Consider the following 22,992-nt stretch of genomic DNA (forward strand, 5'->3'; position numbering starts at 1 on the left):
GGGGAGCAGGACATGCGCGTGCAGGGGGCGGCGCGGGACACACCCGTCCCGGAGCGGCCCGTCCCCGCGCACCGGCCCCAGCGCCTGACCACCACCGTGCCCCGCGAGTACGTGCACCGGGCAGCACTGTCAGAGGTCTTCCTGACCGGCTGGGAAGCCGTCGGCGACGACACCTTCAAGGTCACCGCGCAGTGGCCGCGCTGCCACGGCTTCTACGAACTGCACGAGTCCGGGCAGGGGTCGTACGACCCGCTCATGCTCTGTGAGACCTTCCGCCAGACCTTTCCGCTGCTGAGCCACGCCGCCTACGGCGTACCGTTCGGCCACCAGCTCACCTGGCACCACCTTCGGTACACGCTCGACCCGCGGGCGATGGCCCTCGCGGCCGTGCCCGCCGAGATCGAGCTGCGCGTCCGCTGCTTCGACATCCGCTACCGGCGTGACCTGCCGATCGCGATGAGCATGTCCGTCGAAGTCCTGCGGGACGGCACTCCGTTCGCGACAGCCACCACCCGCTTCGGCGTCCTGGCGCCCGCTGTCTACCGAAGGCTGCGCGGCACGCGCGGCGACGCCCAGCGCGTCTTCGCCGCCGCCCCGCCCCCGCCGCCGCCCGTGACCCGCGCGAGCGCGGGCCGCAGCCGGCGCCAGGACATCGTCCTGGCGCACGCGCCGGGCCCCGGACGCTGGCGACTGCGCGCCGACACCACCCACCCCGTCCTGTTCGACCACGCCGTCGACCACGTGCCGGGGATGCTGCTCCTCGAAGCGGTGCGCCAAGCCGGCCACGCCCTGCGGCCCGGGGACGACAGCCGGATGCCCGTGTCCATGGAGGCGGTCTTCCACCACTACGTGGAATTCGACTCCCCCTGCTGGATCGAGGCCGAGCCGGTCCCCACCGACGCCCCCGGGGCGCGTGACGTGCGCGTCGACGCCGTCCAGCAGGGCCGGCTCATGTTCCGTGCCACCAGCACGCTGACCGGCCTCTGACGGTTCGCCGGGCGGGCCCCCGCGATCGGGGCCCGCCCGGCGCGCACCGCCTCCGCCGACCACCCGCCACGTCCGCCTGCCCACCGGCGCCGCCGTGCGCCCGCCCCGCGCTGCCCATGAAGTCGCTTTTGTACGCCTATGGAACCTCGGCCGATACGGCCTCCAGCGACCCGCCCTTAGCCGACGCGTCCTCGGCCGACGCACCGTCCGCACGGGCTCCCCCAGCGCGCGCAGCTCCCGCGGCTTCCCGCAGCAGAAACCCGAACCAGAAGAGGAGTCCCGTGATGCCTGTCCCGTCGCTCGGCGAGTTGGTGTCCTTCGCCCGAGAACGCTCGCCCTACTACCAGGAGCTGTACGCAGGCCTGCCCCGAGGAGTGGACGAGCTCACGGCCCTGCCCGTGGTGGACCACACCGCCTTCTGGGCGGCCAACACCCTGCGCGACAACCGCGTACTGACGGGGCCGCTGACCGACGCCTCGGTCTTCAAGACCGGCGGCACGACCGGAGCGCCGAAGTTCTCCTGCTACGCGCGAGCGGAGTGGCGGGAGTTCGTCACCGCGTACGGACGCGGCATGACCGCCGCGGGGCTGCGCCCGGACCACCGGGTCGTCAACGCGTTCTACGCGGGAGAGCTGTACTCCAGCTTCCTGTTCACGCACATGTCCCTGGAGCAGGCGCCGGTGAACAACGTGCGACTGCCCGTCAGCGGAAGCGCCTCGCCCGAGTACACCGCGGCGGTCGTCGAGGACTTCGGCGCCCAGGTCCTGGCCACCCTCCCGACCAAGCTGTGCCAACTGGCCGACCACCTGCTGTCCCGGGGCCGCACCCTGCCGGGCGTCGAGCTGCTGCTGTTCGCCGGCGAGGCCTTCTTCGACGACCAACGCCCGCTGCTGGCCAGGGCGTTCCCCCACGCCCGCATCCAGTCCCTCGGGTGCGCCAGCGTGGACGCGGGTCTGCTCGGCGAACCCGTCGTCGGCGACGACCCGCTGCTGCACCGCCCCTACCACCCCGAGACGCTCGTCGAGATCCTCGACGAGGACACCGACGAGCCGATCACTGAACCCGGCCGCGCGGGCCGTCTCGTCGTCACCGCCCTGACCCGCCGCCTCATGCCCGTCATCCGCTACCCGGTCGGCGACCGGGCCGCCTGGAGCGAGCGCGCGGACGGCACCTTCCGGCTCGCGGGCCGCTCCGGCGAAGGGGCCCGGGTCAGCGGCGTGACCCTGTACACCGCCGACGTGCGCCAGATCATCGCCGCCTGCGACACCGAGGGCCGGGTCACCGGAGCGCAGCTGGTCGCCCGCCGCCGCGACGGGCGCGACCTGCTGACGCTGCGCCTGGCCACGGCCCGGCACGAGCACCCCCCGGCGGCACTGGGCGAGGCCATCACCGCCGCAATCCGCGCGGACCGCCCGGAGTACGACCAGTTCGTCGCGGCCGATCAGCTGCACCCGCTGGAGGTGGAGTGGTGCGCCCACCGCGACCTCTTGGTCAACCCCCGCTCCGGCAAGCTCATCGGCGTCGTGGACGAGCGGGTGGCCTCGTGAACAACGGCCCTGTGAAGAACCGCCCTGCGAACGGCATACACACCCGCCCGAACGACGAACGCACCCGCCCGAACGACGTGCGCACCCGCCCGCTCCTGCTGCGCAACGGCGACTTCGCCAAGGTGTGGGCGGCGCAGGTCGCGGCCCAGGGCGCCTTCCGCATGCTCCAGGTCGGCCTGGTGTGGTGGATCGTCAGCCATGTGGCCGCCGAACGACGCGGTCTCGCCACCGGCCTGCTCATGGTCCTCGGCACCCTGCCGGCCGCACTGCTCGTCCCCGTCGTCGCCCGGGTCCTCGCCCGCCGCACCAGCCGCACCGTGCTGCGCGGCACCACCTGGATCGCCGCCACGGTGGCCGCCGCACTGGCCCTCTGGGCCGCGCTGGACACGGTGCCCCTGGCCGCCGTCTACCCCGTCGCGCTGGCGCTCGCCGTCTGTCAGGCCTTCTTCGACCCGTGCATCCCCACGTCGGTCACCGCGCTCGTCGAGGCCGACGACATCGAGAACGCCACGGCGGTGACCCTGGCCACCCTGTCCATGGCCGGTCTCGCCGGTGCGTTCACCGCGCCCCTCCTCGTGGAGCGCACCGGTCTGACCGGACTCGTCCTGGCCTGCGCCGCCGGCTACGCGCTCTCCGGGACCGCGGCGGGCCTGGCCCGCTTCCGACCACCGCAGGACCCGCAGGACCCACCCGCGCCCGCCTCGGCTCCCCCGAAGCGCCGACTGCGCGACATCCTGACCGGCCTGCCGCTGCTGCGCTCGATCCTGCTGTGCCTGGCCGCGGTGAACCTCTTCTCGACCGCCGTCTTCGTGATCTTCCCGCTGTACACCAAGTCGGTGCTGCACGCCGACGCCACCACCTTCGCCCTGCTTGAGGCCGGGCTCGGCGTGGGCACCCTGCTCGGCGCGCTGAGCGGCAAGTACCTGACGGGGCGCGCCACGAGCACCGGGGCGCTGTGCGTCACCGGGTTCGCGCTCGCCCTGGCCCTGCCCGGCGTGGTCGCCCACCAGCCGGTCGTCATCGGCTGCCTGGTCGTGGCCGGGTGGTGCGTCGGAGCCGTCGGGGTGCGCTTCGTGGCGCTCTTCCAGCGTGCCGTGCCCGCGGCGGACAAGCCGGGCTTCTTCGCCCTCATGCAGGCCATGATCGGCGCCACGTTCCCCGTCGCCTCCCTGGTCTTCGGACTGCTCGGCGACCACCTCTCACCCCAGACGCTCTGTCTGATCCAGGCCGTCGGCGTGCTGCCCGCCGCCTGCGCGCTGTACGCGCTGCGCGGTCGCGAGCACGCCCTGACCACGGCCCCGGCCCCGTCCACGGCCCCACCCGCCCGAACCGCGCTCCTGGAAGGCAAGGCGTGACCTCCCCCGCCCCCCTCATCACGCGTGCCACCGCTCACGACGTCGCCGAGCTGCGGCAGCTCTACTTCGCCGTCTACGGCTCCGACTACCGCATCAAGCTCGGCACCTGCCCCAAGACCATGGCCGACACCATCGCCGATCCGGCCGTGACCTGGCTGGTCGCGCGCCTGCCCGGCAGCGGCCAGGTCATCGCCTCCGCGCTGCTGCGCCGCGACCCGGCCGCCCGCATCGGCCGCCTGGAAGGGGTCGCCGTCCATCCCGACCACCGCGTCGCCGGGCTCGCCGCCCGGATGCTCGACCGGCTCTGCGCCGAGGCGCTGGGCCCCGCGGGCGAGTTGGACTCGGTCTACGCCGCGGCCCGCACCGCCACCCGCGGCCCCCAGCGGATGCTCCTGCGCACCGGTTTCCGGCCGATGGGCGTCCTGCCGAACGCGACGCTCTTCCGCCGCCGGGAACACATCGCGCTCATGGTCCGCCACCGCGACGGCGTGCTGGCCAGACGCGCGGCCCCGCCCCGGCTGAGCGCCGAGGTGCGGCCCCTGGCGCAGGCCGCCGAACGCGCCGCCGGCATCGGCGTGAGCCCCGCCGTGCCCACCGCGATGCCCGCCCCGCCGCCCGCCCCGCCGCGGGAGCGGCAGGTGGAGTTCGAGCGGATCGAGGCGGCCGATTTCGTACGCCGCCGCCACCAGGAGCTCCAGGGTGCGCGGGGGAACGTCTTCTACCCCTTCCACCAGCCGAACACGATGCTCACGCCGGTCGGCGGGGGCTTCGAGGTCTATGCCGCGCTCGACCCGGCCCTGCTCACCTGCGCGCTGGTGGACATCACCCCGGACGTACTCCTGACGGCCTCGCTCCTGGAGCAGATCGTCGAGTCGGTCGAGGCGGCCGGCGCCCGCTATGTCGAGGCGCTGCTGCCGCTGCGCGACCAGGACGCCCTGCGGGCCTTCCACGCCCAGGGGTTCGTGCCCAGCGCCCTCTACCCGGCCATGCGCCGCGTCGGCGACAGCTTCGAGGACTACGTGGTCGTCTCCCGCGCCCCGCACCACCTCGACTTCCGCACGGCGGACATCGATCCGAGCCTGCGGCCCTACATCGACCACTACTGCACCGCCTGGACCTCCACCTACCTGACCACCACGGACCGCAAGGAATCAGCGTGAATCCGCATCTGGCCCCCCTCGACGTCCCCGACGGATCCGCCCTGTCCGCCGTCCAGCGCCTGGGCGACCTCAGCGAGCCGTACCTGGCCCCCGCCGACACCGACGCCCTGTTCACCGAGGCCCTGAACGAGGCCAACGCCTGGCACGCGGAGCGCTCACCGTTCTTCGGCCGCCTGTGGCGGTCCCGGCCGCGTACGCCGCTGACGACCGCGGCCGACGCGGCGGACCTGCCCTATCTGCACGCCAACTTCCTCAAGCAGCACGAGGTGTTGTCGATCCCCCGCGAGGACGTGGTGCTGCACCTGACCTCGTCGGGCACCACGGGCCAGCGCTCACAGATGTTCTTCGACACCTGGTCGATCCGGGCCGGCCAGCGCATGGTCGCCCGCATCTTCGACCACTACGGCTGGATCACCCCCGACCAGCCGGTCAACTACCTCGTCTTCGGCTACGAACCGGCACCCGGCGCATCCCGCGGCACGGCGTTCACCACGCACTACTTCTGCGACTTCGCCCCGGCCAACAGCGTCTTCCACGCCCTGCGCCACAACGGCACCGACCACTCCTTCGACCCGTTCGGCTGCGTCGACACGCTGGTCCGCTACGCGGAAGAAGGGCTGCCGGTGCGCATGTTCGGCTTCCCCTCCTTCCTGTACTTCACCCTCAGGCAGCTCCGCGCGCGCGGCGTACCGCCCCTGCGGCTGCCCGCCGACTCCCTGGTGCTGCTCGGCGGCGGCTGGAAGGGCCACGCCGACCAGCAGATCGGCAAGCAGGAGCTGCACACGCTCGTCGAGGAGCAGTTGGGCATCCCGGCCGACCGGGTCAGGGACGGCTACGGCTCGGTCGAGCACAGTGTCCCCTACACCGAGTGCGCCCACCACCGCTTCCATGTGCCCGTCTGGTCACGGCTGCTCGTCCGCGACGTACGCACCCGGCAGGTGCTGCCGTACGGCGAGCGGGGCTATCCGCACTTCCTGGCCCCGCACATGACGTCGGCGCCGGTGCACAGCGTCCTGATGGGCGACCTGGTGTCCCTGTACCCGGGCTCGGAGTGCGGCTGCGGCGTCGACACCCCCTACTTCACCATCCACGGCCGGGCCGGCACCGGCAAGAACCGCAGCTGCGCCGTTGCCGCCGCCGAACTCATGAAGGGAGCAGCCGCGTGAGCGAGCTGAACCACCTGTGGCAGGGAACCTGGATCGACGACGCCGAGGCGGCCCGCCGCCTTCCGGATCTGCCGGACCTCGTGATCGACGCCCTGCGCCGGCCGCTCGGCACCGACGTCGTGGTCGAGGCCTGCGACCGGCTCGCCCGCGTCCTGAGCACCGCGGACCATCCGACCCGGGCCAGACTCGCCCGACTCCTCGACGCCGCGGGCAGGTCCGCCGAGGAGACGGAGGCGGCCTTCGCCGTCCTGACCTCGTTCCTGGGCCGGGAAGGCCTGGAGCGCAAACTGCGCGCCGAACTCGGCGACGTACGCCCCGACCGGCTCACCCGCCCCAACCCCCGCCGGCTCACCTTCGAGACCTGGGCGCCGGTCGGCCTGGTGGTCCACGTCGCGCCGGGCAACGCGCCCACCGTCGGCGCCCTGACCGTCGTCGAGGGCCTGCTGTCCGGCAACGTCAACGTGGTGAAGGTCCCCGGCTCGGACGGGCTGTTCACCCACGAGCTCCTTGCCGCGCTCGCCGACTGCGACCCCACCGGGCTGATCAGGACGTACTCGGTCGTGCTGCGCTTCGGCTCCGACCGCACCGACTGGCTGCGCCTGCTGTGCGGGGCGGCCGACGCGGTGGCCGTGTGGGGAGGCGAGGCCGCGGTCGAGGGGGTGGCCGCCCACGTGCCACCCGGCTGCCGCCTCGTGGAATGGGGCCACAAGATCTCCTTCGCGTATCTGACCGCCGCCGCCTGGGCGCGGCCCGACACGTTGCGGGCGCTCGCCGACGACGTGTGCCGGATGGAACAGCAGGCCTGCTCCAGCCCGCAGGTGATCTATCTCGACACCGACGACACCGACGAGGTGTTCGCCTTCGCCGACCGCTTCGCCCCCGCCCTGTCCGAGGCCTCCGCCCGCATACCCGCGCCCCACCTGGGCCTCGCCGAACAGGCCGAGATCACCAACACCGAGATCGTGGCCGAACTGGAGGAACACCTCGGCCTGACCCGGGTGACCGCCGCCCCCGACGGCTCCTGGCGGATCATCGCCGACACCCGCCCCGGACTGCGTGCCTCGCCCCTGTTCCGCAGCGTGTGGGTCAAGCCCCTGCCCCGCGAGCGCATCCCGGCCGTCCTGCGGCCCATGCGCCGCTACCTCCAGACCGTGGGCCTGGCCGCCGACCGACCCGACACCGCCGAGCTCACCAGGACGCTCTTCGGCGCGGGCGCCCTGCGCGTCACCGCCCCCGGCAGCCAGCTGGACAGCTACTCCGGCGAGCCTCACGACGGTGTGTACGCCCTGCAGCGCTACAGCCGCCGCGTCAGCCTCCAGGCGGACGAACGCTTCGCCACCGACGGCTGCCTCGACGACCTGACCGCCCCTGGCCCGCGCCTTGCCGCCCCCGAGGGGCCCCTGACGACCAAGTCCGACGCCCTCGCCGCCCTCGACTCCGTCCACCCCGACCACGCGCAGCTCCACGTCCGCAGCGGCGGCAGCACCAGCGGCCCCGCGACCTGGGTCTACACCTGGGACGACTACGACGCCCAGATGCGCGCCGCCGGTGAGGGGCTGCTCGCGGCGGGCTTCGACCCCCGCCACGACCGGGCGGCCAACCTCTTCATGCCCGGCCAGATGTACGGCAGCTTCACCAGCTTCTTCGACATCCTGGAACGCCTGGCCGCCACCCAGATCCCCTACGGGGTCCACGCCGACTTCCAGGCGGTGGCCGACGCGCTGATCCGCTACCGGGTCAACACCCTGTTCGGAGCCCCCTCCTATCTGCTCCAGCTCTTCGCCGCCGAGGGCGAGCGGCTGCGCGACCACGGCCACGTCGAGAAGGTCTTCTACGGCGGCGCCCACCTCACGGACGCCCAACGACAGGTCCTGCACGACGAATTCGGCGTCAAGGTGGTCCGCTCCGCGATCTACGGCAGCAACGACCTCGGGCCCATGGGCTACCAGTGCGACCACGCCGCCGGGGCCGTCCACCACCTCTTCACCACCCAGCTCGACCTGGAGATCCTCGACCGCACGGCGGACCGCCCCGCCCCCGCGGACGAACCGGGACGCCTGGTCTTCACCCCCAGGACCCGCCTCGGCCAGCGACTCGACCGCTACGAGACCGGCGACCTGGGCCGCTGGATCCCCGGCGACTGCGCCTGCGGCAGGCGCACGCCGCGCTTCGAACTGCTGGGCCGCTACGGCGACAGCGCGCGCGTCGGCGCCTTCTTCATCAGCCACCAGCACCTGACCCGAGTGGCCGCCGAGGCCTTCGGATACGCGGGCGAACTCCAGCTGATCCTCTCCGAGGGCCTGGAGCAGGAGCGGCTGACGATCCGCCTGGACCGCCGCCACGCACCGGACCCCGCCACCGCCCGTCGGCACTTCCTCGATCACTACGGCGAACTGCGCAACGCCGTCGAGGAGGCCCGCATGGCCGACGTCGAGGTCCACACCATCGACAGCGCCCACTTCGAACGCGGCGCCACCAGTGGAAAGCTCCGCAACATCATCGACCGCCGCCCCGCGGCGACCGGCCGCCCCGCCGAACCACAGCCGAGCCGATAGGTCCCACGCCCGCCGCTCCGGCGGCGGGCGTGCCCGCCACCCCCTGGCCGCGTGGACCTCACCGTCAACCTCACCCCAAAGTGAGAGAGACCTCACACCCCGCCACCACGCACAGCAAAACGGCCGCCATCGTGATCACGATGACGACCGTTTCGTCGTGGTGCGCGAGGGGGGAGTTGAACCCCCACGCCCTTTCGGGCACTGGAACCTGAATCCAGCGCGTCTGCCTATTCCGCCACCCGCGCATGGGTGCTGTCTTTGGGTCTCTCACTTGTTGGTGCGAGCGCCTGCCGACATCCAGAAGATTAGCACGCTGGAGAGGGTGGATTCACATCCGTATTCGGGGGGCACCCGCCCCGCCCCCGACCGGGGCGGACTCGAAAGGGACCGACCGAACCACCCGCCCGACGCAACCAACGCGGACGTCAAGTCCTCCTCCTAGGTCCACAGCCGCGTGCGGGACACTGTCGTGGGACCCCCTCTACGATCCCTGGTAAGAGGAAGTAGGAGGAGGCCCGAGCCAGGCCCGCCCCGGGAACTTGGAAGGAGCCCACAAGGAGTCCAGGAGGAGCCCAGGAGGAGCCCAGGAGGAGCGCATCAGCCCCGAGCGGAGCGCGGCACCAGGCGCGGAGCGAGCCCGGACCGGGCCGTCGGCGAAGCCTCCGACGCGGGACTCAGGACGGTTCCCGCGGGAAGCCCTGACCGATCCCCGAGGATCGGTGGAGCGAACCCGGGCGGAGCCCCGGGACACCCCTGAGGGAACCCTGAGGATCGCGGAAGACCAGTGCGGGCATGCCTTGTGAGGGGCGACACTCGTGGTCCGGGCGGACAGGGGGAACCACCTGATTTCCCGGCGCGTGGATACGATCAGTAAGCAGTACGAGGATGACAACGACGGAGGAGGTGCCCCATGGGAGTCCTGAAGAAGTTCGAGCAGCGACTCGAAGGTCTGGTCAACGGCACCTTCGCCAAGGTGTTCAAGTCCGAGGTCCAGCCCGTCGAGATCGCCGGCGCCCTGCAGCGCGAGTGCGACAACAACGCGACGATCTGGAACCGCGAGCGGACCGTCGTTCCGAACGACTTCATCGTGGAGCTCAGCGCACCCGACTTCGAGCGCCTGAGCCCGTACTCCGGACAGCTCGGCGACGAGCTCTCCGGCATGGTGCGCGAGTACGCGAAGCAGCAGCGGTACAGCTTCATGGGCCCCATCAAGGTCCACCTGGAGAAGGCGGAGGACCTGGACACGGGCCTCTACCGGGTGCGCAGCCGCACGCTCGCGTCCAGCACCTCCCAGACTCCCGACCCCGCTCCCGGCGGCCCCGCGGGCCCCGGCGGGCCCGGCGCCCCCGGCGGCGGCCCCACGAGCGCGGGCCAGGGCCCCCGCGGCGGCTACGGCTACCCACAGGGCCCCTCGGGCGCCCCTCCCATGCCCGCCGCGCCGCCTCCCGGCGCGGGTGCGGGCCGCGGCGCCGCTCCGGCGGCAGCGCGGCCGCAGGGGCCGGGCTCCGGCTCCCCGGGCGCGCAAGTGCGGCGCTGGATTGAGATCAACGGCAACCGCCATCAGATCTCCCGCCCGACGCTGGTGCTGGGTCGCAGCACCGACGCCGATGTGCGGATCGACGACCCCGGCGTCTCGCGCCGGCACTGTGAGATCCGGACCGGAACGCCCTCGACGATCCAGGATCTCGGGTCTACCAACGGCATCGTGGTAGACGGGCAGCACACCACCCGCGCTACGCTCCGCGACGGCTCGCGGATCGTCGTGGGCAGCACCACCATCATTTACCGGCAAGCCGAAGGGTGAAGCGGGGGCAATGTCAGAGCTGACCCTGACGGTCATGCGGCTGGGTTTCCTGGCCGTTCTGTGGCTGTTCGTGATCGTGGCCGTCCAGGTCATTCGCAGCGACCTGTTCGGTACGCGCGTCACCCAGCGCGGTTCGCGCCGTGAGGGCGGCCGCCAGGCGGCCCGCCAGCAGGCCGCGCCGCCGCCACAGCGCCAGCAGAGCGGCGGCCGCCAGCGTCGTGGCGCGCCCACCAAGCTGGTCGTCTCGGAGGGCACCCTGACGGGCACCACCGTCGCACTCCAGGGGCAGACGATCTCGCTGGGCCGGGCACACGATTCGACCATCGTGCTGGACGACGACTACGCCTCCAGCAGGCATGCCAGGATCTACCCGGACCGTGACGGCCAGTGGATCGTCGAGGATCTCGGGTCCACGAACGGCACGTATCTCGACCGGACCCGCCTGACCACTCCGACGCCCGTTCCGCTGGGCGCGCCGATCCGCATCGGCAAGACCGTCATCGAGCTGCGGAAGTAGTGCTACATCATGAATGAGGGCGAGCGGAGCGAGCGAGCCGACGCGGTCCAGGACTTGGACGCCAGCGCGCTCCCGACCGGAGGGTGGGCACCGTGCGGATGTACCCGGAGCCGACGGGCGAGGTGCGCATGAGTCTGTCACTGCGCTTCGCCGCCGGATCGCACAAAGGCATGATCCGGGAGGGGAACGAGGACTCCGGTTACGCCGGTCCGCGTCTCCTCGCCATCGCCGACGGCATGGGGGGCCAGGCCGCGGGCGAGGTCGCCAGCTCCGAGGTGATCTCGACGCTCGTCACGCTCGACGACGACGTCCCCGGCTCGGACATCCTGACCTCGCTCGGCACGGCCGTGCAGCGGGCCAACGACCAGCTGCGCCTCATGGTCGAGGAGGACCCGCAGCTCGAGGGCATGGGCACGACGCTCACCGCCCTGCTGTGGACGGGGCAGCGACTCGGCCTCGTGCACGTCGGCGACTCGCGCGCGTATCTGCTGCGCGACGGCGTGCTCACGCAGATCACGCAGGACCACACCTGGGTGCAGCGGCTCGTCGACGAGGGCCGCATCACCGAGGAGGAGGCGACGACGCATCCGCAGCGCTCGCTCCTGATGCGCGCGCTCGGCAGCGGCGACCACGTGGAGCCGGATCTGTCGATCCGTGAAGTCCGCGCGGGCGACCGGTACTTGATCTGCTCCGACGGCCTGTCCGGCGTCGTGTCCCACCAGACGATGGAGGACACCCTCGCCAGCTACCAGGGCCCCCAGGAGACCGTGCAGGAGCTGATCCAGCTCGCGCTGCGCGGCGGCGGCCCCGACAACATCACGGTGATCGTCGCCGACGTCCTGGACATCGACACCGGCGACACCCTCGCGGGCCAGCTCTCCGACACCCCCGTGGTGGTCGGCGCGGTCGCCGAGAACCAGCTCCAGGCGAACGACGACGGCGCCATGCAGACGCCCGCGGGCCGCGCCTCGGGCCTCGGCCGCCAGACGCCGCCCCCCTCCGGAGGCGGCTTCGGCCCGCCCGGAAGCGGCGACGGCACTCCGGGGTACGCCCCCGAGGGCGGCTCCTTCGGAGCGTACGGCGACGAGGACCTGGTGAAGCCCGGCGGCGGCCGGAAGTGGCTGAAGAGATCGCTGTACATCGCGCTGGCCCTCGCCGTCGTCGGCGGCGGCCTGTACGGCGGCTATCGCTGGACCCAGACGCAGTACTACGTCGGCACCAAGGACGAGCACGTCGCGCTCTACCGCGGCATCGACCAGGACCTCGCCTGGGTGAGCCTGTCGAAGGTCGAGAAGGACCACCCCGAGATCGAACTCAAGTACCTGCCGCCGTACCAGCGCAAGCAGGTCGAGTCGACGATCCAGGAGGGCAACCTCGACGACGCGGAGAAGAAGATCGGCGAGCTGGGCCTGCAGGCGTCGGCGTGCAAGAAGGACGCCGAGCGGCGCGCGATCGAGCGGGAGAACCGCGAGAAGGAAAAGCGCGAGCGCGAGAAGAACGACAACGCCAAGCCCGGTGAGGGCGAGGCGGGCGGCCAGGAGGGCCAGCCCGACCCGGCCGACACCTCCAAGCCGGACTTCCGCAACGCGAGCTTCCGCGCCGCGGACGACCCGAGCACCAAGGACGACCAGTCCAAGTCCACCACCGCACCGACTCCCACACCCGGCCCCAGCCTCTCCCAGCAGGAGAAGGATCTGGTCCCGCAGTGCGGTAAGCAGTAAGCAGCCGTTGGGGGCCCTTGCACGCCATGAGCAGTAGCACTACACAAACGTCGACGATCGGCGCCATCGGTGCGCCGAGCCGGCGCAACACCGAGCTCGCGCTCCTGGTGTTCGCCGTCGTCATCCCACTGTTCGCCTACATGAACGTGGGCCTCGCCATCTCCGGCGAGCTGCCCCCCGGCATGCTCGGCTACGGCCTGGGCCTCGGCCTGCTCGCGGGCGTCGCGCACCTCGTCGTGCGCAAGTTCGCGCCGTACGCGGACCCGCTGCTGCTGCCCCTCGCCACGCTGCTCAACGGCCTCGGCCTGGTGGTCATCTGGCGGCTCGACCAGTCGGAGAAGCTCCAAGCGCGGCCCACTTTCTCCGAGGCCGCGCCCAATCAGCTGCTCTACTCCGCGGTCGGCATCGCGCTGTTCGTCGGCGTACTGCTGCTGCTCAAGGACCACCGGGTCCTGCAGCGGTACACGTACATCTCCATGGTCGCCTCGATCCTGCTGCTCCTGCTGCCGCTGGTGCCCGGCCTCGGCATGAACGTCTTCGGCGCGAAGATCTGGATCCGCGTCGGCGGGTTCTCGATCCAGCCCGGCGAGTTCGCGAAGATCGTCATCGCGGTGTTCTTCGCGGGATACCTGATGGTCAAGCGGGACGCCCTCGCCCTCGCCAGCCGCCGCTTCATGGGCCTCTACCTGCCGCGCGGGCGTGACCTCGGCCCGATCCTGGCCGTGTGGGCGATGTCGATCCTGATCCTCGTCTTCGAGACCGACCTCGGTACGTCGCTGCTGTTCTTCGGCATGTTCATCGTGATGCTGTACGTGGCCACGGAGCGCACCAGCTGGATCGTCTTCGGTCTGCTGATGTCGGCCATCGGTGCCGTCACCGTGGCCTCCTTCGAGCCGCACGTCAAGGTCCGTGTGGACGCCTGGCTCGACCCGTTCAACAAGGAAGTCATCGCGTCGACCGGGACCGACCAGATCGCCCAGTCGATGATGGCGTTCGGCTCCGGCGGCACCCTCGGCACCGGCCTCGGCCAGGGCCACTCCGACCTCATCGGCTTCGCCGCCAACTCCGACTTCATCCTCGCCACGTACGGCGAGGAGCTGGGCCTGGCCGGGATCATGGCCGTCCTGCTGATCTACGGCCTGATCGTGGAGCGCGGTGTGCGCACGGCGCTCGCGGCCCGCGACCCGTTCGGCAAGCTGCTCGCGGTCGGCCTGTCCGGCGCCTTCGCCATCCAGGTCTTCGTCGTCGCGGGCGGCGTCATGGGCCTGATCCCGCTGACGGGTATGACGATGCCGTTCATCGCGTACGGCGGTTCCTCGGTGATCGCGAACTGGGCGCTGGTGGGCATCCTGCTGCGCATCAGCGACACCGCGCGCCGCCCGGCCCCGTCGCCCGCCCCGAACCCCGACGCCGAGATGACCCAGGTGGTACGGCCGTGAACAAGCCTCTGCGCCGCATCGCGATCTTCTGCGGCCTGCTCGTCCTCGCGCTGCTCGTCCGCGACAACTGGCTGCAGTACGTCAAGGCCGACCACCTCGCCGAGCACGAGATGAACCGCCGCGTGCCCATCGAGCGGTACGCCCAGCCGCGCGGCGACATCATCGTCGACGGCAAGGCCATCACCGGCTCGCAGAAGGTCGACGGCGACGACTTCAAGTACAAGCGGACCTACAAGAACGGGCCCATGTGGTCGCCCGTGACCGGCTTCGCCTCGCAGCGCATCGGCGCCACCCAGATCGAGTCCATCGAGGACCGCATCCTCACCGGCAACGACGACCGGCTCTTCTTCCGCCGCAGCCTCGACATGCTGACCGGCAAGAAGAAGGAGGGCGGCAACGTCGTCACGACGCTCAACCGGGACGCGCAGAAGGCCGCGTACAACGGCCTGAAGGGCCTCGGCAAGGGCGCGGTCGCCGCCATAGACCCCTCGACGGGCGCGATCCTCGCGCTGGCCTCGACGCCCTCGTACGACCCCTCGAAGTTCGCCGGCAACACCAACGCCGAGGCCGAGACCTTCGGGAAGCTCGACAAGGACCGCGACAAGCCGATGCTGAACCGCGCGCTGCGCGAGACCTACCCGCCCGGCTCCACCTTCAAGGTGGTCACGGCCGCGGCGGCGATGGAGCACGGCCTGTACACGGAGCCAGACGAGAAGACGAAGTCCCCGCTGCCCTGGACGATGCCGAACACCACGACCGAGCTGAAGAACGAGGGCAACATCCCCTGCAAGAACGCCACGCTGCGCGAGGCGCTGCGGGTGTCCTGCAACACGGTCTTCGGCAAGATCGGCTCGGACCTCGGCAAGGACAAGATGCTGGAGACGGCCGAGAAGTTCGGCTTCAACGAGGAGCAGTTCGTCCCGGTCCGCTCCAACGCCTCCGTCTTCCCCGAGGAGATGGACAAGCCGCAGACCGCGCTGTCCTCCATCGGCCAGTTCGAGACCGCGGCGACGCCGCTGCAGATGGCGATGGTCACCTCCGCGATCGCCAATGACGGCACCCTGATGGAGCCGTACATGGTCAAGGAGCTCCAGGCGCCGAACCTCGACGTGATCGAGAAGCACTCGCCCAAGGAGATGAGCGAGCCGCTGTCCAAGGAGAACGCGCAGAAGCTCCAGGACATGATGCAGACCGTCGTGAACGAGGGCACGGGAACCAAGGCCAAGATCCCGGGCGTCACAGTGGGCGGCAAGACCGGTACCGCGCAACACGGTCTGAACAACAGCAAGAACCCGTACGCCTGGTTCATCAGCTACGCCAAGACCGACTCGGGCTCCCCGGTCGCCGTGGCCGTGGTCGTCGAGGACAGTGCCGCCAGCCGTGGCGACATCTCCGGTGGTGGGCTCGCGGCGCCGATCGCGAGGGACGTGATGAAGGCGGTCATCGACAGCAAGAAGTGACCCCTGTCACGACCCCTCCACATCGGTGCACGTTGCGATACCGGTCCTGTATCAGGTGACGGTTGCGACCGGGTCACGTCAGGCGAGCCGGGTACGGTATGCCCGGACAGCACACCGCCGGACCGCGCAACACGGTGCGGTCGGGACCGACGGAGAGGGCTGGGAATAGCTATGGAAGAGCCGCGTCGCCTCGGCGGGCGGTATGAGCTGGGCCAGGTGCTCGGCCGCGGCGGGATGGCGGAGGTCTACCTCGCGCACGACACCCGCCTCGGCCGCACCGTGGCGGTGAAGACGCTGCGAGTCGACCTCGCCCGCGACCCGTCGTTCCAGGCCCGGTTCCGCCGTGAGGCCCAGTCGGCCGCCTCGCTCAACCATCCGGCGATCGTCGCGGTCTACGACACCGGCGAGGACTACGTCGACGGGGTCTCCATCCCGTACATCGTGATGGAGTACGTCGACGGCTCCACGCTGCGCGAGCTGCTGCACTCCGGGCGCAAGCTGCTGCCCGAGCGCGCCATGGAGATGACGATCGGCATCCTCCAGGCCCTGGAGTACTCGCACCGCAACCAGATCGTCCACCGCGACATCAAGCCCGCGAACGTCATGCTGACGCGCAACGGCCAGGTCAAGGTCATGGACTTCGGCATCGCCCGTGCGATGGGCGAGTCCGGCATGACGATGACGCAGACCGCCGCGGTCATCGGCACCGCCCAGTACCTCTCCCCCGAGCAGGCCAAGGGCGAGCAGGTCGACGCGCGCTCGGACCTGTACTCGACGGGCTGCCTCCTCTACGAGCTGCTGACCGTCCGGCCGCCCTTCGTGGGCGACTCCCCGGTCGCGGTCGCGTACCAGCACGTCCGCGAGGAGCCCCAGGCCCCCAGCGTCTTCGACAACGAGATCACGCCCGAGATGGACGCGATCGTCCTGAAGGCGCTCACCAAGGACCCGGACTACCGCTACCAGTCGGCCGACGAGATGCGCGCCGACATCGAGGCCTGCCTCGACGGCCAGCCCGTCGCGGCCACCGCCGCGATGGGCGCCGTCGGTTACGGCGGCCACCCGGACGACCAGGCCACGGCCATGCTCCGCCCGCAGCACGGCGGCCCCGGCCACGGCCAGACCTCGATGATGCCGCCGGTCAACCCGGACGACGGCTACGACGAGGGGGGACGGCGCGGCCGCGGCCAGAAGAAGAGCAACACCTCGACGATCCTCCTGGTCGCCGCGGGCGTGCTCGTCCTGGTGGGGGCGATCCTCATCGGGAAGTGGGCGTTCAGCGGCAGCAGCGGCAACAACGACACCGTCACGGTGCCGAACTTCGTCGGTACGAAGCTGTCCGACGCCCAGACCTCCGCGAAGAACGTCGACCTGACGATCAAGGTCTCCGAGCGCAAGCCCTGCGAGAAGTACCCCAAGGGGGAGATCTGCTCGCAGGACCCCGGCGCGGACTCCAAGGGCGAGAAGGGCGACACGATCAATGTGGTCGTGTCGACGGGGGCGCCGAAGGTGGCGGTTCCGAGTGTCATCGGCATGGACGTCGACGAAGCCACCGAGAAGCTGGAAGGCCCCAAGTACCGCTTCGTCGTCAAGACCAAGTCGGTGGAGTCCCCGGAGACCAAGGGCAGCGTACTCGAACAGGACCCGACGTCCGGCACGGAGCGGCAGAAGGGCAGCACGATCACGCTGAGCGTGGCCAAGGAGAAGACCCAGACCCCGGTCCCGGATGTCTCGGGTCAGACCTGGGAAGCCGCGAAGAAGCAGCTTGAGGACAACGGCCTGAATCCGGTCCGCTCGGACGTCGAGAGCGACAGCGTCGAGGAGGGCAAGGTCATCCAGACCTCCCCGGCGTCCGGCACCGAGGTCGACCCCGGCTCGACGGTGACCGTCCAGGTCGCCAAGAAGGCCAAGGAGGAGAAGCCGGAGGAGGCCACCGTCCCGACCGTCGGCGGCCAGACCCTCGAGGACGCCCGTGACGCCATCGAGGACGCCGATCTCACCGTCGGCAACATCACGGGCCCGCAGGACGACGACGCCCGTGTGGTCCTCTCCACGCCGAGCGGCGGCCAGAAGGTCCCGTCCGGCACCGCGATCAACCTGGTGACCACCGGCGGCTCCGGCGGCGACCAGGGCAACGACAACGGCGGCGGCAACGGCAACGGCGGCGGCGGCTTCATCGAGGGCGCCACCGGCTTCGGCCGGCACGGGCGGGACTGACGCCTCCGGCGGTACAGCGGACGGCGGTACAGCGGACAAGGACGAGGGCCCCGGCACCTTCTGGTGCCGGGGCCCTCGTCCGCGCTCCGGGTCGCGCCCTCGGCTGGTTCAAGCCCGTCGTCCGTGGCCGCCGGACGGGACGTCCCGGATCAGCTCAGCTCCCGCGGCGGCGTCCGCCTGTTGTCGACCTTCTCGACCCGCTCCAGCTTCCCCCACACCACATAGCGGTAGTTCGAGGTGAAGACAGGCGTGCACGTGGTGAGCGTGATGTAGCGGTCGGCCTTCTTCGCGCCCGATTCCTTCGGGATGGGGTCGAGGACGCGGACGTTGTACTTCGAGGTCTCGGGGAGGGTCTTGAAGACCTTGTAGACGTACCACTTGTCGCGGGACTCGAAGACGATCGGGTCGCCCTCGTCGATCTTGTCGATCTTGTGGAACTTCGCGCCGTGGCCGTCGCGGTGGGCGGCCAGGGTGAAGTTGCCCTTGTCGTCCTGCGGCAGGGCGGACTTGATGGGGTCCGTGTAGTAGCCGGCGACGCCGTGGTTGAGGGTCTTGGGGTTGGTGCCCTTGGTGACGAGGATTTCGCCGCCGCTCATCGAGGGCACGTGCAGGAAGCCGATGCCGTCCTTGGTGTCGATGGGGCCGGGACCCTTGGCCTCCCAGTGGTCGCGGACGCGGTTGCCCTGCTTCTTGGCCTCGCGGTCCGCTATGACGTTGGTCCACCACAGCGAGTACGCGACGAACAGGCCGAGGATCACGCCCGCGGTGATGAGGAGTTCGCCGAAGACACTGACCGCCGTCGCGATCCGGCCACGGCCGCGCTGCCGCGGCGCGGGCTTCGGCTCGGGCTGCGGCGCGGACTCCTCGGTCCGCTCCGAGGCCCGCCCCTGCTCGTCCTCTTCGGTGGTGGCTGCCACTGCGTCTGCCCCGTCCGTCTCAGCTGCTAGTCGACCAACGCGGGTGGCTTGCCCTTGTCGCGTGGCCGGTCTTCGACCATCTTGCCCCACACGATCATTCGGTACTTACTCGTGAACTCGGGGGTACAGGTGGTCAGTGTGATGTAGCGGCCCGGTTTCGTGAAGCCGGAGCCGGGCGGCACCGGATCGAGGACCGCCGTGTTGCCGGGGCTGGTCTGCGGCAGGATGCTCGCCATCTTGTAGACGTAGTACTTGTTCTGCGTCTCGACGACGATCGGATCGCCCGGTTTGAGCCGGTTGATGTACCGGAACGGCTCGCCGTGCGTATTGCGGTGACCGGCGAGCGCGAAGTTGCCGGGGTTCGCGTCCGGCATCGGGGTCTTGGTGCCGCCCTTGTTGTAGTGGCCGACCATGCCCCGGTCGAGGACCTTGTGCTTGTCGATGCCCTCGGCGACCGGCGTGACGACGTCCAGCTTCGGGATGTGCAGCAGCGCGAAGCCCTGGCCGGGCTCGAAGGCCCCCGGCTTGCCCTTGCCCTTCGCCCAGTCCTCCTGGAGCTTGCGGGCGGCCGCGTCGGCCTGCTGCTGGGCTCTTATGTTCGTCCACCACAGCTGGTACGTGACGAAGAGGAGCATCAGGACGCCGATGGTGATGAAGAGTTCGCCGATGGCGCGGCTGGCCACGGTGGCCGGGCCCGGCTTCGCGGCACGGGCGGCGCGGCGGGCCTCGACGCGGGTGAGGGGGCGCTCCGCTTCGGCGGGGGGCGTGGCCGCGGCCGACCCGGACGCGGTGGCCGGGGGCTTCGTACCCCGACGGCCCTTGTGCTTGGCGGCCTTGCGGCGGGCGGCACGTCCACCTGTGGGCGGGGCGGTACCCGAGGTTGGGGCCGCACCCGAGGGTGAGGCGGCACCCGACGCACCGACTATTCGGCGCGTGTCCGCCGTCCGCAGCCCGATGGTCTCGTCGTCGACCGGCACGGGCCCCTGCGGGGCGACCTCCACCTGCGGGACAGCCTCGGCCTGCGGAACGACCCCCACCTGCGGGTCGACCTCGGCCTGCGAGGCGCCCCCGCCCTGAGCAACCGCCTCCGCCTCCCCCGACAGCGACGCCACGCGGAACCACGGCGACGGATGCTCCCCCGCCCCGTCGGCGCCCCCGCGCGCCCCCGCGGTCACGCCGTAGCCCTGCCCACCACCGGCGCGAGCCCGCTCGACCGGGCGACGGCCCCGGTGTCCCCGCACTCCGCCAGCCAGTTGGCGAGCATGAGGTGGCCGTGTTCGGTGAGGACCGACTCGGGGTGGAACTGGACGCCCTCGACGGGCAGTTCGCGATGGCGCAGGCCCATGATGATGCCGTCGGCCGTGCGGGCGGTCACTTCCAGCTCGGCCGGGACGGTGGCGGGCTCGGCGGCAAGGGAGTGGTAGCGGGTGGCGGTGAAGGGGGACGGCAGGCCCGCGAAGACGCCCTTGCCCTCGTGCGTGACCGGCGAGGTCTTGCCGTGCAGGAGCTCCGGCGCCCGGTCCACCACACCGCCGTACGCCACCGCCATGGACTGCATGCCGAGGCAGACGCCGAAGACGGGCACGCCGGCCGCGGCGCAGTGGCGCACCATGTCGACGCAGACGCCCGCCTGCTCGGGCGTGCCGGGTCCCGGCGAGAGCAGGACGCCGTCGAAGCCGTCCTGGGCGTGCCGCAGCTCGACCTCGTCGTTGCGCAGGACCTCGCACTCGGCACCCAGCTGGTACAGGTACTGCACGAGGTTGAAGACGAAGCTGTCGTAGTTGTCGACGACGAGAATGCGGGCGTTCTTGCTGGAGCTCACTGGCCGTCCACCGTCACATCGTTGAAGGGCAGCAGCGGCTCCGCCCAGGGGAAGACGTACTGGAACAGCACATAGACGACCGCGAGGACGAGCAGCAGCGAGAGCAGCGCCTTCACCCAAGTGTTCCCGGGCAGATGCCGCCAGATCCAGCCGTACATGCCGTCCCTTCCGTCGTCCGGCGCCACAAGCCGTCGCCGTTCGGCACCAGACTAACGGCGCAGCGCCTCCGGTTTCCCGGCCTCCACGGGCTGGGTGGCGTCGAGGTGGGCCCAGGCGATCAGGCGGTGGCTGTGGCCCCACTCGGGTTCACAGGTGGTGAGGGTGAGGTAGCGGCCGGGCTCGCGGTAGCCGGATTTGCGCGGGACGGGGTCGATGACACCGATGTCGGCGGGCAGGGTGCGGTACGGCCTCTTGTCGATGCGGTACGTGAACCAGGTCGTCCCGTCGGTCAGGACGACGGCGTCGCCGGGGCGCAGCTCGGGGAAGTCCTTGAAGGGGTCGCCGTAGGTGCGGCGATGCCCCGCGACGGCGAAATTTCCCTTCTGTCCGAGCTGGGCGGTGCGCGCGTAGTGGCCGAGGCCCTTCTTGAGGGTGCCGGTGGCGGTGCCCTGGAGCACGGGCTTGTTCCACGTGAAACCGAAGCGCGGGATGTACATCACGGCGAAGGGTTTGCCGTCCCGGTACGCGGCGGGCTCCGGCGGCGCGGCGTCCGCGCCCCGGCCCGAGCCCTGGGCTGCCACCGGCTGCCGCGCCCACTGGTCCTGAAGCTGGTCGATCTGGCTGTCCATCGCGCGGTCGGCCTTCACGCCGGTCCAGAACAGGACGTACACGACGAACAGCACGATCACGGTCCCGACGGTGACGCACAGTTCGCTGAGCGTCCTGACGATCACTCGCACCGGCACGGGGTCCCCCAGGGGCTACTGCTCCACAGGCTTCGCGTAGTGGAGATCCACTGTGCCCGAGTAGCCGGGAAGAGTCACCGCCCCGTCGTCGTCGACTTTCCAGCCGAGGCCGTAGGCGTTGACGTACAGCATGTAGTTCTGGATCTCCGGGGAGGCCGCGAGGGACTTCCTGAGCTTGTCCGGGTCGCCGACGGCCGTGACCTTGTACGGCGGTGAGTAGACGCGGCCCTGGAGGATCAGGGTGTTGCCGACGCAGCGGACGGCGCTGGTGGAGATCAGGCGCTGGTCCATGACCTTGATGCCCTCGGCGCCGCCCTGCCAGAGCGCGTTCACCACGGCCTGCAGGTCCTGCTGGTGGATGACCAGGTCGTTGGGTTGCGGCTCGGGGTAGCCGGGGAGCTTGGCGGTGGCGTCCGGCGGGGCGTCGGTGAGGGTGACCGTGACGGCGTCGCCGCTGAGCTTTCGGGTGCCGGCGTTCTTCTCCAGGGCCTTCAGGCGGGCGTCATCGGCCTTGCTGCCGGGGCTGTCGCGCTGGGCCAGGGAGTCGACGTCGCCGCGCAGGGAGCCGTTGGAATCCTCCAGGTCCTTGTTCTCGCGGCTGCGTTCCTGGATGAGGTCGGAGAGCTTCAACAGGGAGGCGTCGGTACGGATGTTGGTGCCCTTGGCCGTGTTGAAGCTGGTGACGAAGATGAGGCCGGCGAGGGCGAAGACAGCGATCGTGAGGAGCCGCACCGGGCGCCACCGGCGGCCTCGACCGGTGCCTCCGGGGAAGTCGGCAGAATTGCTCAACGTACCCTTATCTCCTTCACCGCCGCGGAAGCACTACGCTAACGGACGCCCGGGGGAGGACTTCGCGCACCGTAGCGCCGAAGAACCAGCCCCGCGTCACACCCCGTTCCCTGCGCGGCCACGCAGCGCATCGACAGGAGAGACCCTCGTGCCGAAGTCACGTATCCGCAAGAAGGCAGACGACTACACGCCGCCGTCGAAGAAGGCGACGAACATCAAGCTGACCAGCCGCAGCTGGGTGGCTCCGGTGATGCTGGCCATGTTCCTGATCGGCCTGGCCTGGATCGTCGTCTTCTACGTCACGGACGGAAAGCTGCCGATCGACCCGCTGGGCAACTGGAACATCGTCGTCGGCTTCGGCTTCATCGCGGCCGGGTTCGGCGTCTCCACGCAGTGGAAGTAACGGTTCCACGCGGCTGAGGGCACGGCGGGCGGGCACATGTGTACCGCGGAAGCGGAAACGGAGCCCGTCCGCAAGCCGTGGCCTGAGTTATCCACAGCGCGAGCATCGCCATCCACAGACCTGGGGAAAGGTCTGAAGATCTGTGGATAACTCTCAGAAGGTTGACGCCGGTGTGACTGGCCCACCGCCCCGCACCGGCCCGCGCACCCCTTGCCCTGCCTGGGAAAACCC

19 protein-coding genes and 1 tRNA gene are annotated in these 22,992 nt (G+C 70.7%); 13 read left to right on the top strand and 7 right to left on the bottom strand.

Features of this window, described 5'->3' with window-relative positions:
- The first annotated feature begins 12 nt into the window (after positions 1 to 12).
- From QUY26_RS19155 to QUY26_RS19180, 6 genes are all read left to right on the top strand, one after another.
- Complete coding sequence (locus tag QUY26_RS19155; protein WP_289948323.1) at positions 13 to 987, top strand: ScbA/BarX family gamma-butyrolactone biosynthesis protein; 975 nt, start codon at positions 13 to 15, stop codon at positions 985 to 987.
- Positions 988 to 1,271: 284 nt separating this feature from the next.
- On the top strand, positions 1,272 to 2,534 hold the full coding sequence (locus QUY26_RS19160; protein ID WP_289948324.1) for a phenylacetate--CoA ligase family protein: 1,263 nt from the start codon (positions 1,272 to 1,274) through the stop codon (positions 2,532 to 2,534).
- 11 nt (positions 2,535 to 2,545) lie between these two features.
- Entirely contained in the window at positions 2,546 to 3,889 is a 1,344-nt protein-coding gene (locus QUY26_RS19165; RefSeq protein WP_289948326.1) for an MFS transporter, read from the top strand.
- Positions 3,886 to 5,049 carry a GNAT family N-acetyltransferase gene (locus tag QUY26_RS19170; protein WP_289948328.1) on the top strand — a complete coding sequence of 388 codons (1,164 nt, stop codon included), beginning with the start codon at positions 3,886 to 3,888 and terminating at the stop codon, positions 5,047 to 5,049. The genes QUY26_RS19165 and QUY26_RS19170 overlap by 4 nt, the downstream gene beginning before the upstream one ends.
- The gene (locus QUY26_RS19175) at positions 5,046 to 6,215 is read left to right on the top strand and encodes an acyl-protein synthase (protein WP_289948329.1); all 1,170 of its coding nucleotides are present in this window, start codon (positions 5,046 to 5,048) and stop codon (positions 6,213 to 6,215) included. The genes QUY26_RS19170 and QUY26_RS19175 overlap by 4 nt, the downstream gene beginning before the upstream one ends.
- Positions 6,212 to 8,770 carry an acyl-CoA reductase gene (locus QUY26_RS19180; RefSeq protein ID WP_289948331.1) on the top strand — a complete coding sequence of 853 codons (2,559 nt, stop codon included), beginning with the start codon at positions 6,212 to 6,214 and terminating at the stop codon, positions 8,768 to 8,770. Before QUY26_RS19175 ends, QUY26_RS19180 begins: the two co-directional genes overlap by 4 nt.
- 158 nt (positions 8,771 to 8,928) lie before the next feature.
- On the opposite strand, the gene QUY26_RS19185 is transcribed toward QUY26_RS19180, so the two are convergent.
- A tRNA-Leu gene (locus QUY26_RS19185) sits at positions 8,929 to 9,015 on the bottom strand.
- A 665-nt stretch (positions 9,016 to 9,680) separates the two neighbouring features.
- On the opposite strand from QUY26_RS19185, the gene QUY26_RS19190 reads away from it, so the two are divergent.
- From QUY26_RS19190 to pknB, 6 genes are all read left to right on the top strand, one after another.
- Positions 9,681 to 10,574: an FhaA domain-containing protein gene (locus QUY26_RS19190; RefSeq protein ID WP_289948333.1), complete on the top strand. Its 894-nt coding sequence runs from the start codon at positions 9,681 to 9,683 to the stop codon at positions 10,572 to 10,574.
- 10 nt (positions 10,575 to 10,584) lie between these two features.
- Complete coding sequence (locus QUY26_RS19195) at positions 10,585 to 11,091, top strand: FHA domain-containing protein FhaB/FipA (protein ID WP_030360578.1); 507 nt, start codon at positions 10,585 to 10,587, stop codon at positions 11,089 to 11,091.
- Positions 11,092 to 11,219: 128 nt separating this feature from the next.
- Positions 11,220 to 12,812 carry a Stp1/IreP family PP2C-type Ser/Thr phosphatase gene (locus QUY26_RS19200; RefSeq protein ID WP_436840363.1) on the top strand — a complete coding sequence of 531 codons (1,593 nt, stop codon included), beginning with the start codon at positions 11,220 to 11,222 and terminating at the stop codon, positions 12,810 to 12,812.
- Between the two features lie 26 nt (positions 12,813 to 12,838).
- The gene (locus tag QUY26_RS19205) at positions 12,839 to 14,251 is read left to right on the top strand and encodes an FtsW/RodA/SpoVE family cell cycle protein (protein WP_087884992.1); all 1,413 of its coding nucleotides are present in this window, start codon (positions 12,839 to 12,841) and stop codon (positions 14,249 to 14,251) included.
- Positions 14,248 to 15,711 carry a peptidoglycan D,D-transpeptidase FtsI family protein gene (locus tag QUY26_RS19210; RefSeq protein WP_289948342.1) on the top strand — a complete coding sequence of 488 codons (1,464 nt, stop codon included), beginning with the start codon at positions 14,248 to 14,250 and terminating at the stop codon, positions 15,709 to 15,711. Before QUY26_RS19205 ends, QUY26_RS19210 begins: the two co-directional genes overlap by 4 nt.
- Before the next feature lie 171 nt (positions 15,712 to 15,882).
- The gene (pknB, locus tag QUY26_RS19215) at positions 15,883 to 17,925 is read left to right on the top strand and encodes a Stk1 family PASTA domain-containing Ser/Thr kinase (RefSeq protein WP_289948345.1); all 2,043 of its coding nucleotides are present in this window, start codon (positions 15,883 to 15,885) and stop codon (positions 17,923 to 17,925) included.
- 149 nt (positions 17,926 to 18,074) lie between these two features.
- On the opposite strand, the gene QUY26_RS19220 is transcribed toward pknB, so the two are convergent.
- Genes QUY26_RS19220 through QUY26_RS19245 form a run of 6 tightly spaced genes read right to left on the bottom strand, consistent with a single transcriptional unit; the run spans position 18,075 to position 22,358 of the window.
- Positions 18,075 to 18,842, bottom strand: coding sequence for a class E sortase (locus QUY26_RS19220; protein WP_289948347.1), 768 nt, complete (start codon positions 18,840 to 18,842; stop codon positions 18,075 to 18,077).
- 26 nt (positions 18,843 to 18,868) lie between these two features.
- Complete coding sequence (locus QUY26_RS19225; protein ID WP_289948349.1) at positions 18,869 to 20,083, bottom strand: class E sortase; 1,215 nt, start codon at positions 20,081 to 20,083, stop codon at positions 18,869 to 18,871.
- On the bottom strand, positions 20,014 to 20,664 hold the full coding sequence (locus tag QUY26_RS19230; protein WP_289948350.1) for an aminodeoxychorismate/anthranilate synthase component II: 651 nt from the start codon (positions 20,662 to 20,664) through the stop codon (positions 20,014 to 20,016). Before QUY26_RS19230 ends, QUY26_RS19225 begins: the two co-directional genes overlap by 70 nt.
- A complete protein-coding gene (locus QUY26_RS19235) occupies positions 20,661 to 20,822 on the bottom strand; it encodes a hypothetical protein (RefSeq protein WP_289948351.1) in 162 nt (53 codons plus the stop codon). Before QUY26_RS19235 ends, QUY26_RS19230 begins: the two co-directional genes overlap by 4 nt.
- Positions 20,823 to 20,873: 51 nt before the next feature.
- Positions 20,874 to 21,563, bottom strand: coding sequence for a class E sortase (locus tag QUY26_RS19240; RefSeq protein ID WP_289948352.1), 690 nt, complete (start codon positions 21,561 to 21,563; stop codon positions 20,874 to 20,876).
- Between the two features lie 21 nt (positions 21,564 to 21,584).
- Complete coding sequence (locus QUY26_RS19245; protein WP_289948353.1) at positions 21,585 to 22,358, bottom strand: DUF881 domain-containing protein; 774 nt, start codon at positions 22,356 to 22,358, stop codon at positions 21,585 to 21,587.
- Between the two features lie 148 nt (positions 22,359 to 22,506).
- Between QUY26_RS19245 and crgA the strand changes: the two genes are divergently transcribed.
- On the top strand, positions 22,507 to 22,761 hold the full coding sequence (gene crgA, locus QUY26_RS19250) for a cell division protein CrgA (RefSeq protein WP_289948354.1): 255 nt from the start codon (positions 22,507 to 22,509) through the stop codon (positions 22,759 to 22,761).
- The last annotated feature ends 231 nt before the right edge of the window (positions 22,762 to 22,992 follow it).

This window comes from Streptomyces flavofungini (genome assembly GCF_030388665.1).
Classification (GTDB): Bacteria; Actinomycetota; Actinomycetes; order Streptomycetales; family Streptomycetaceae; genus Streptomyces; species Streptomyces flavofungini_A.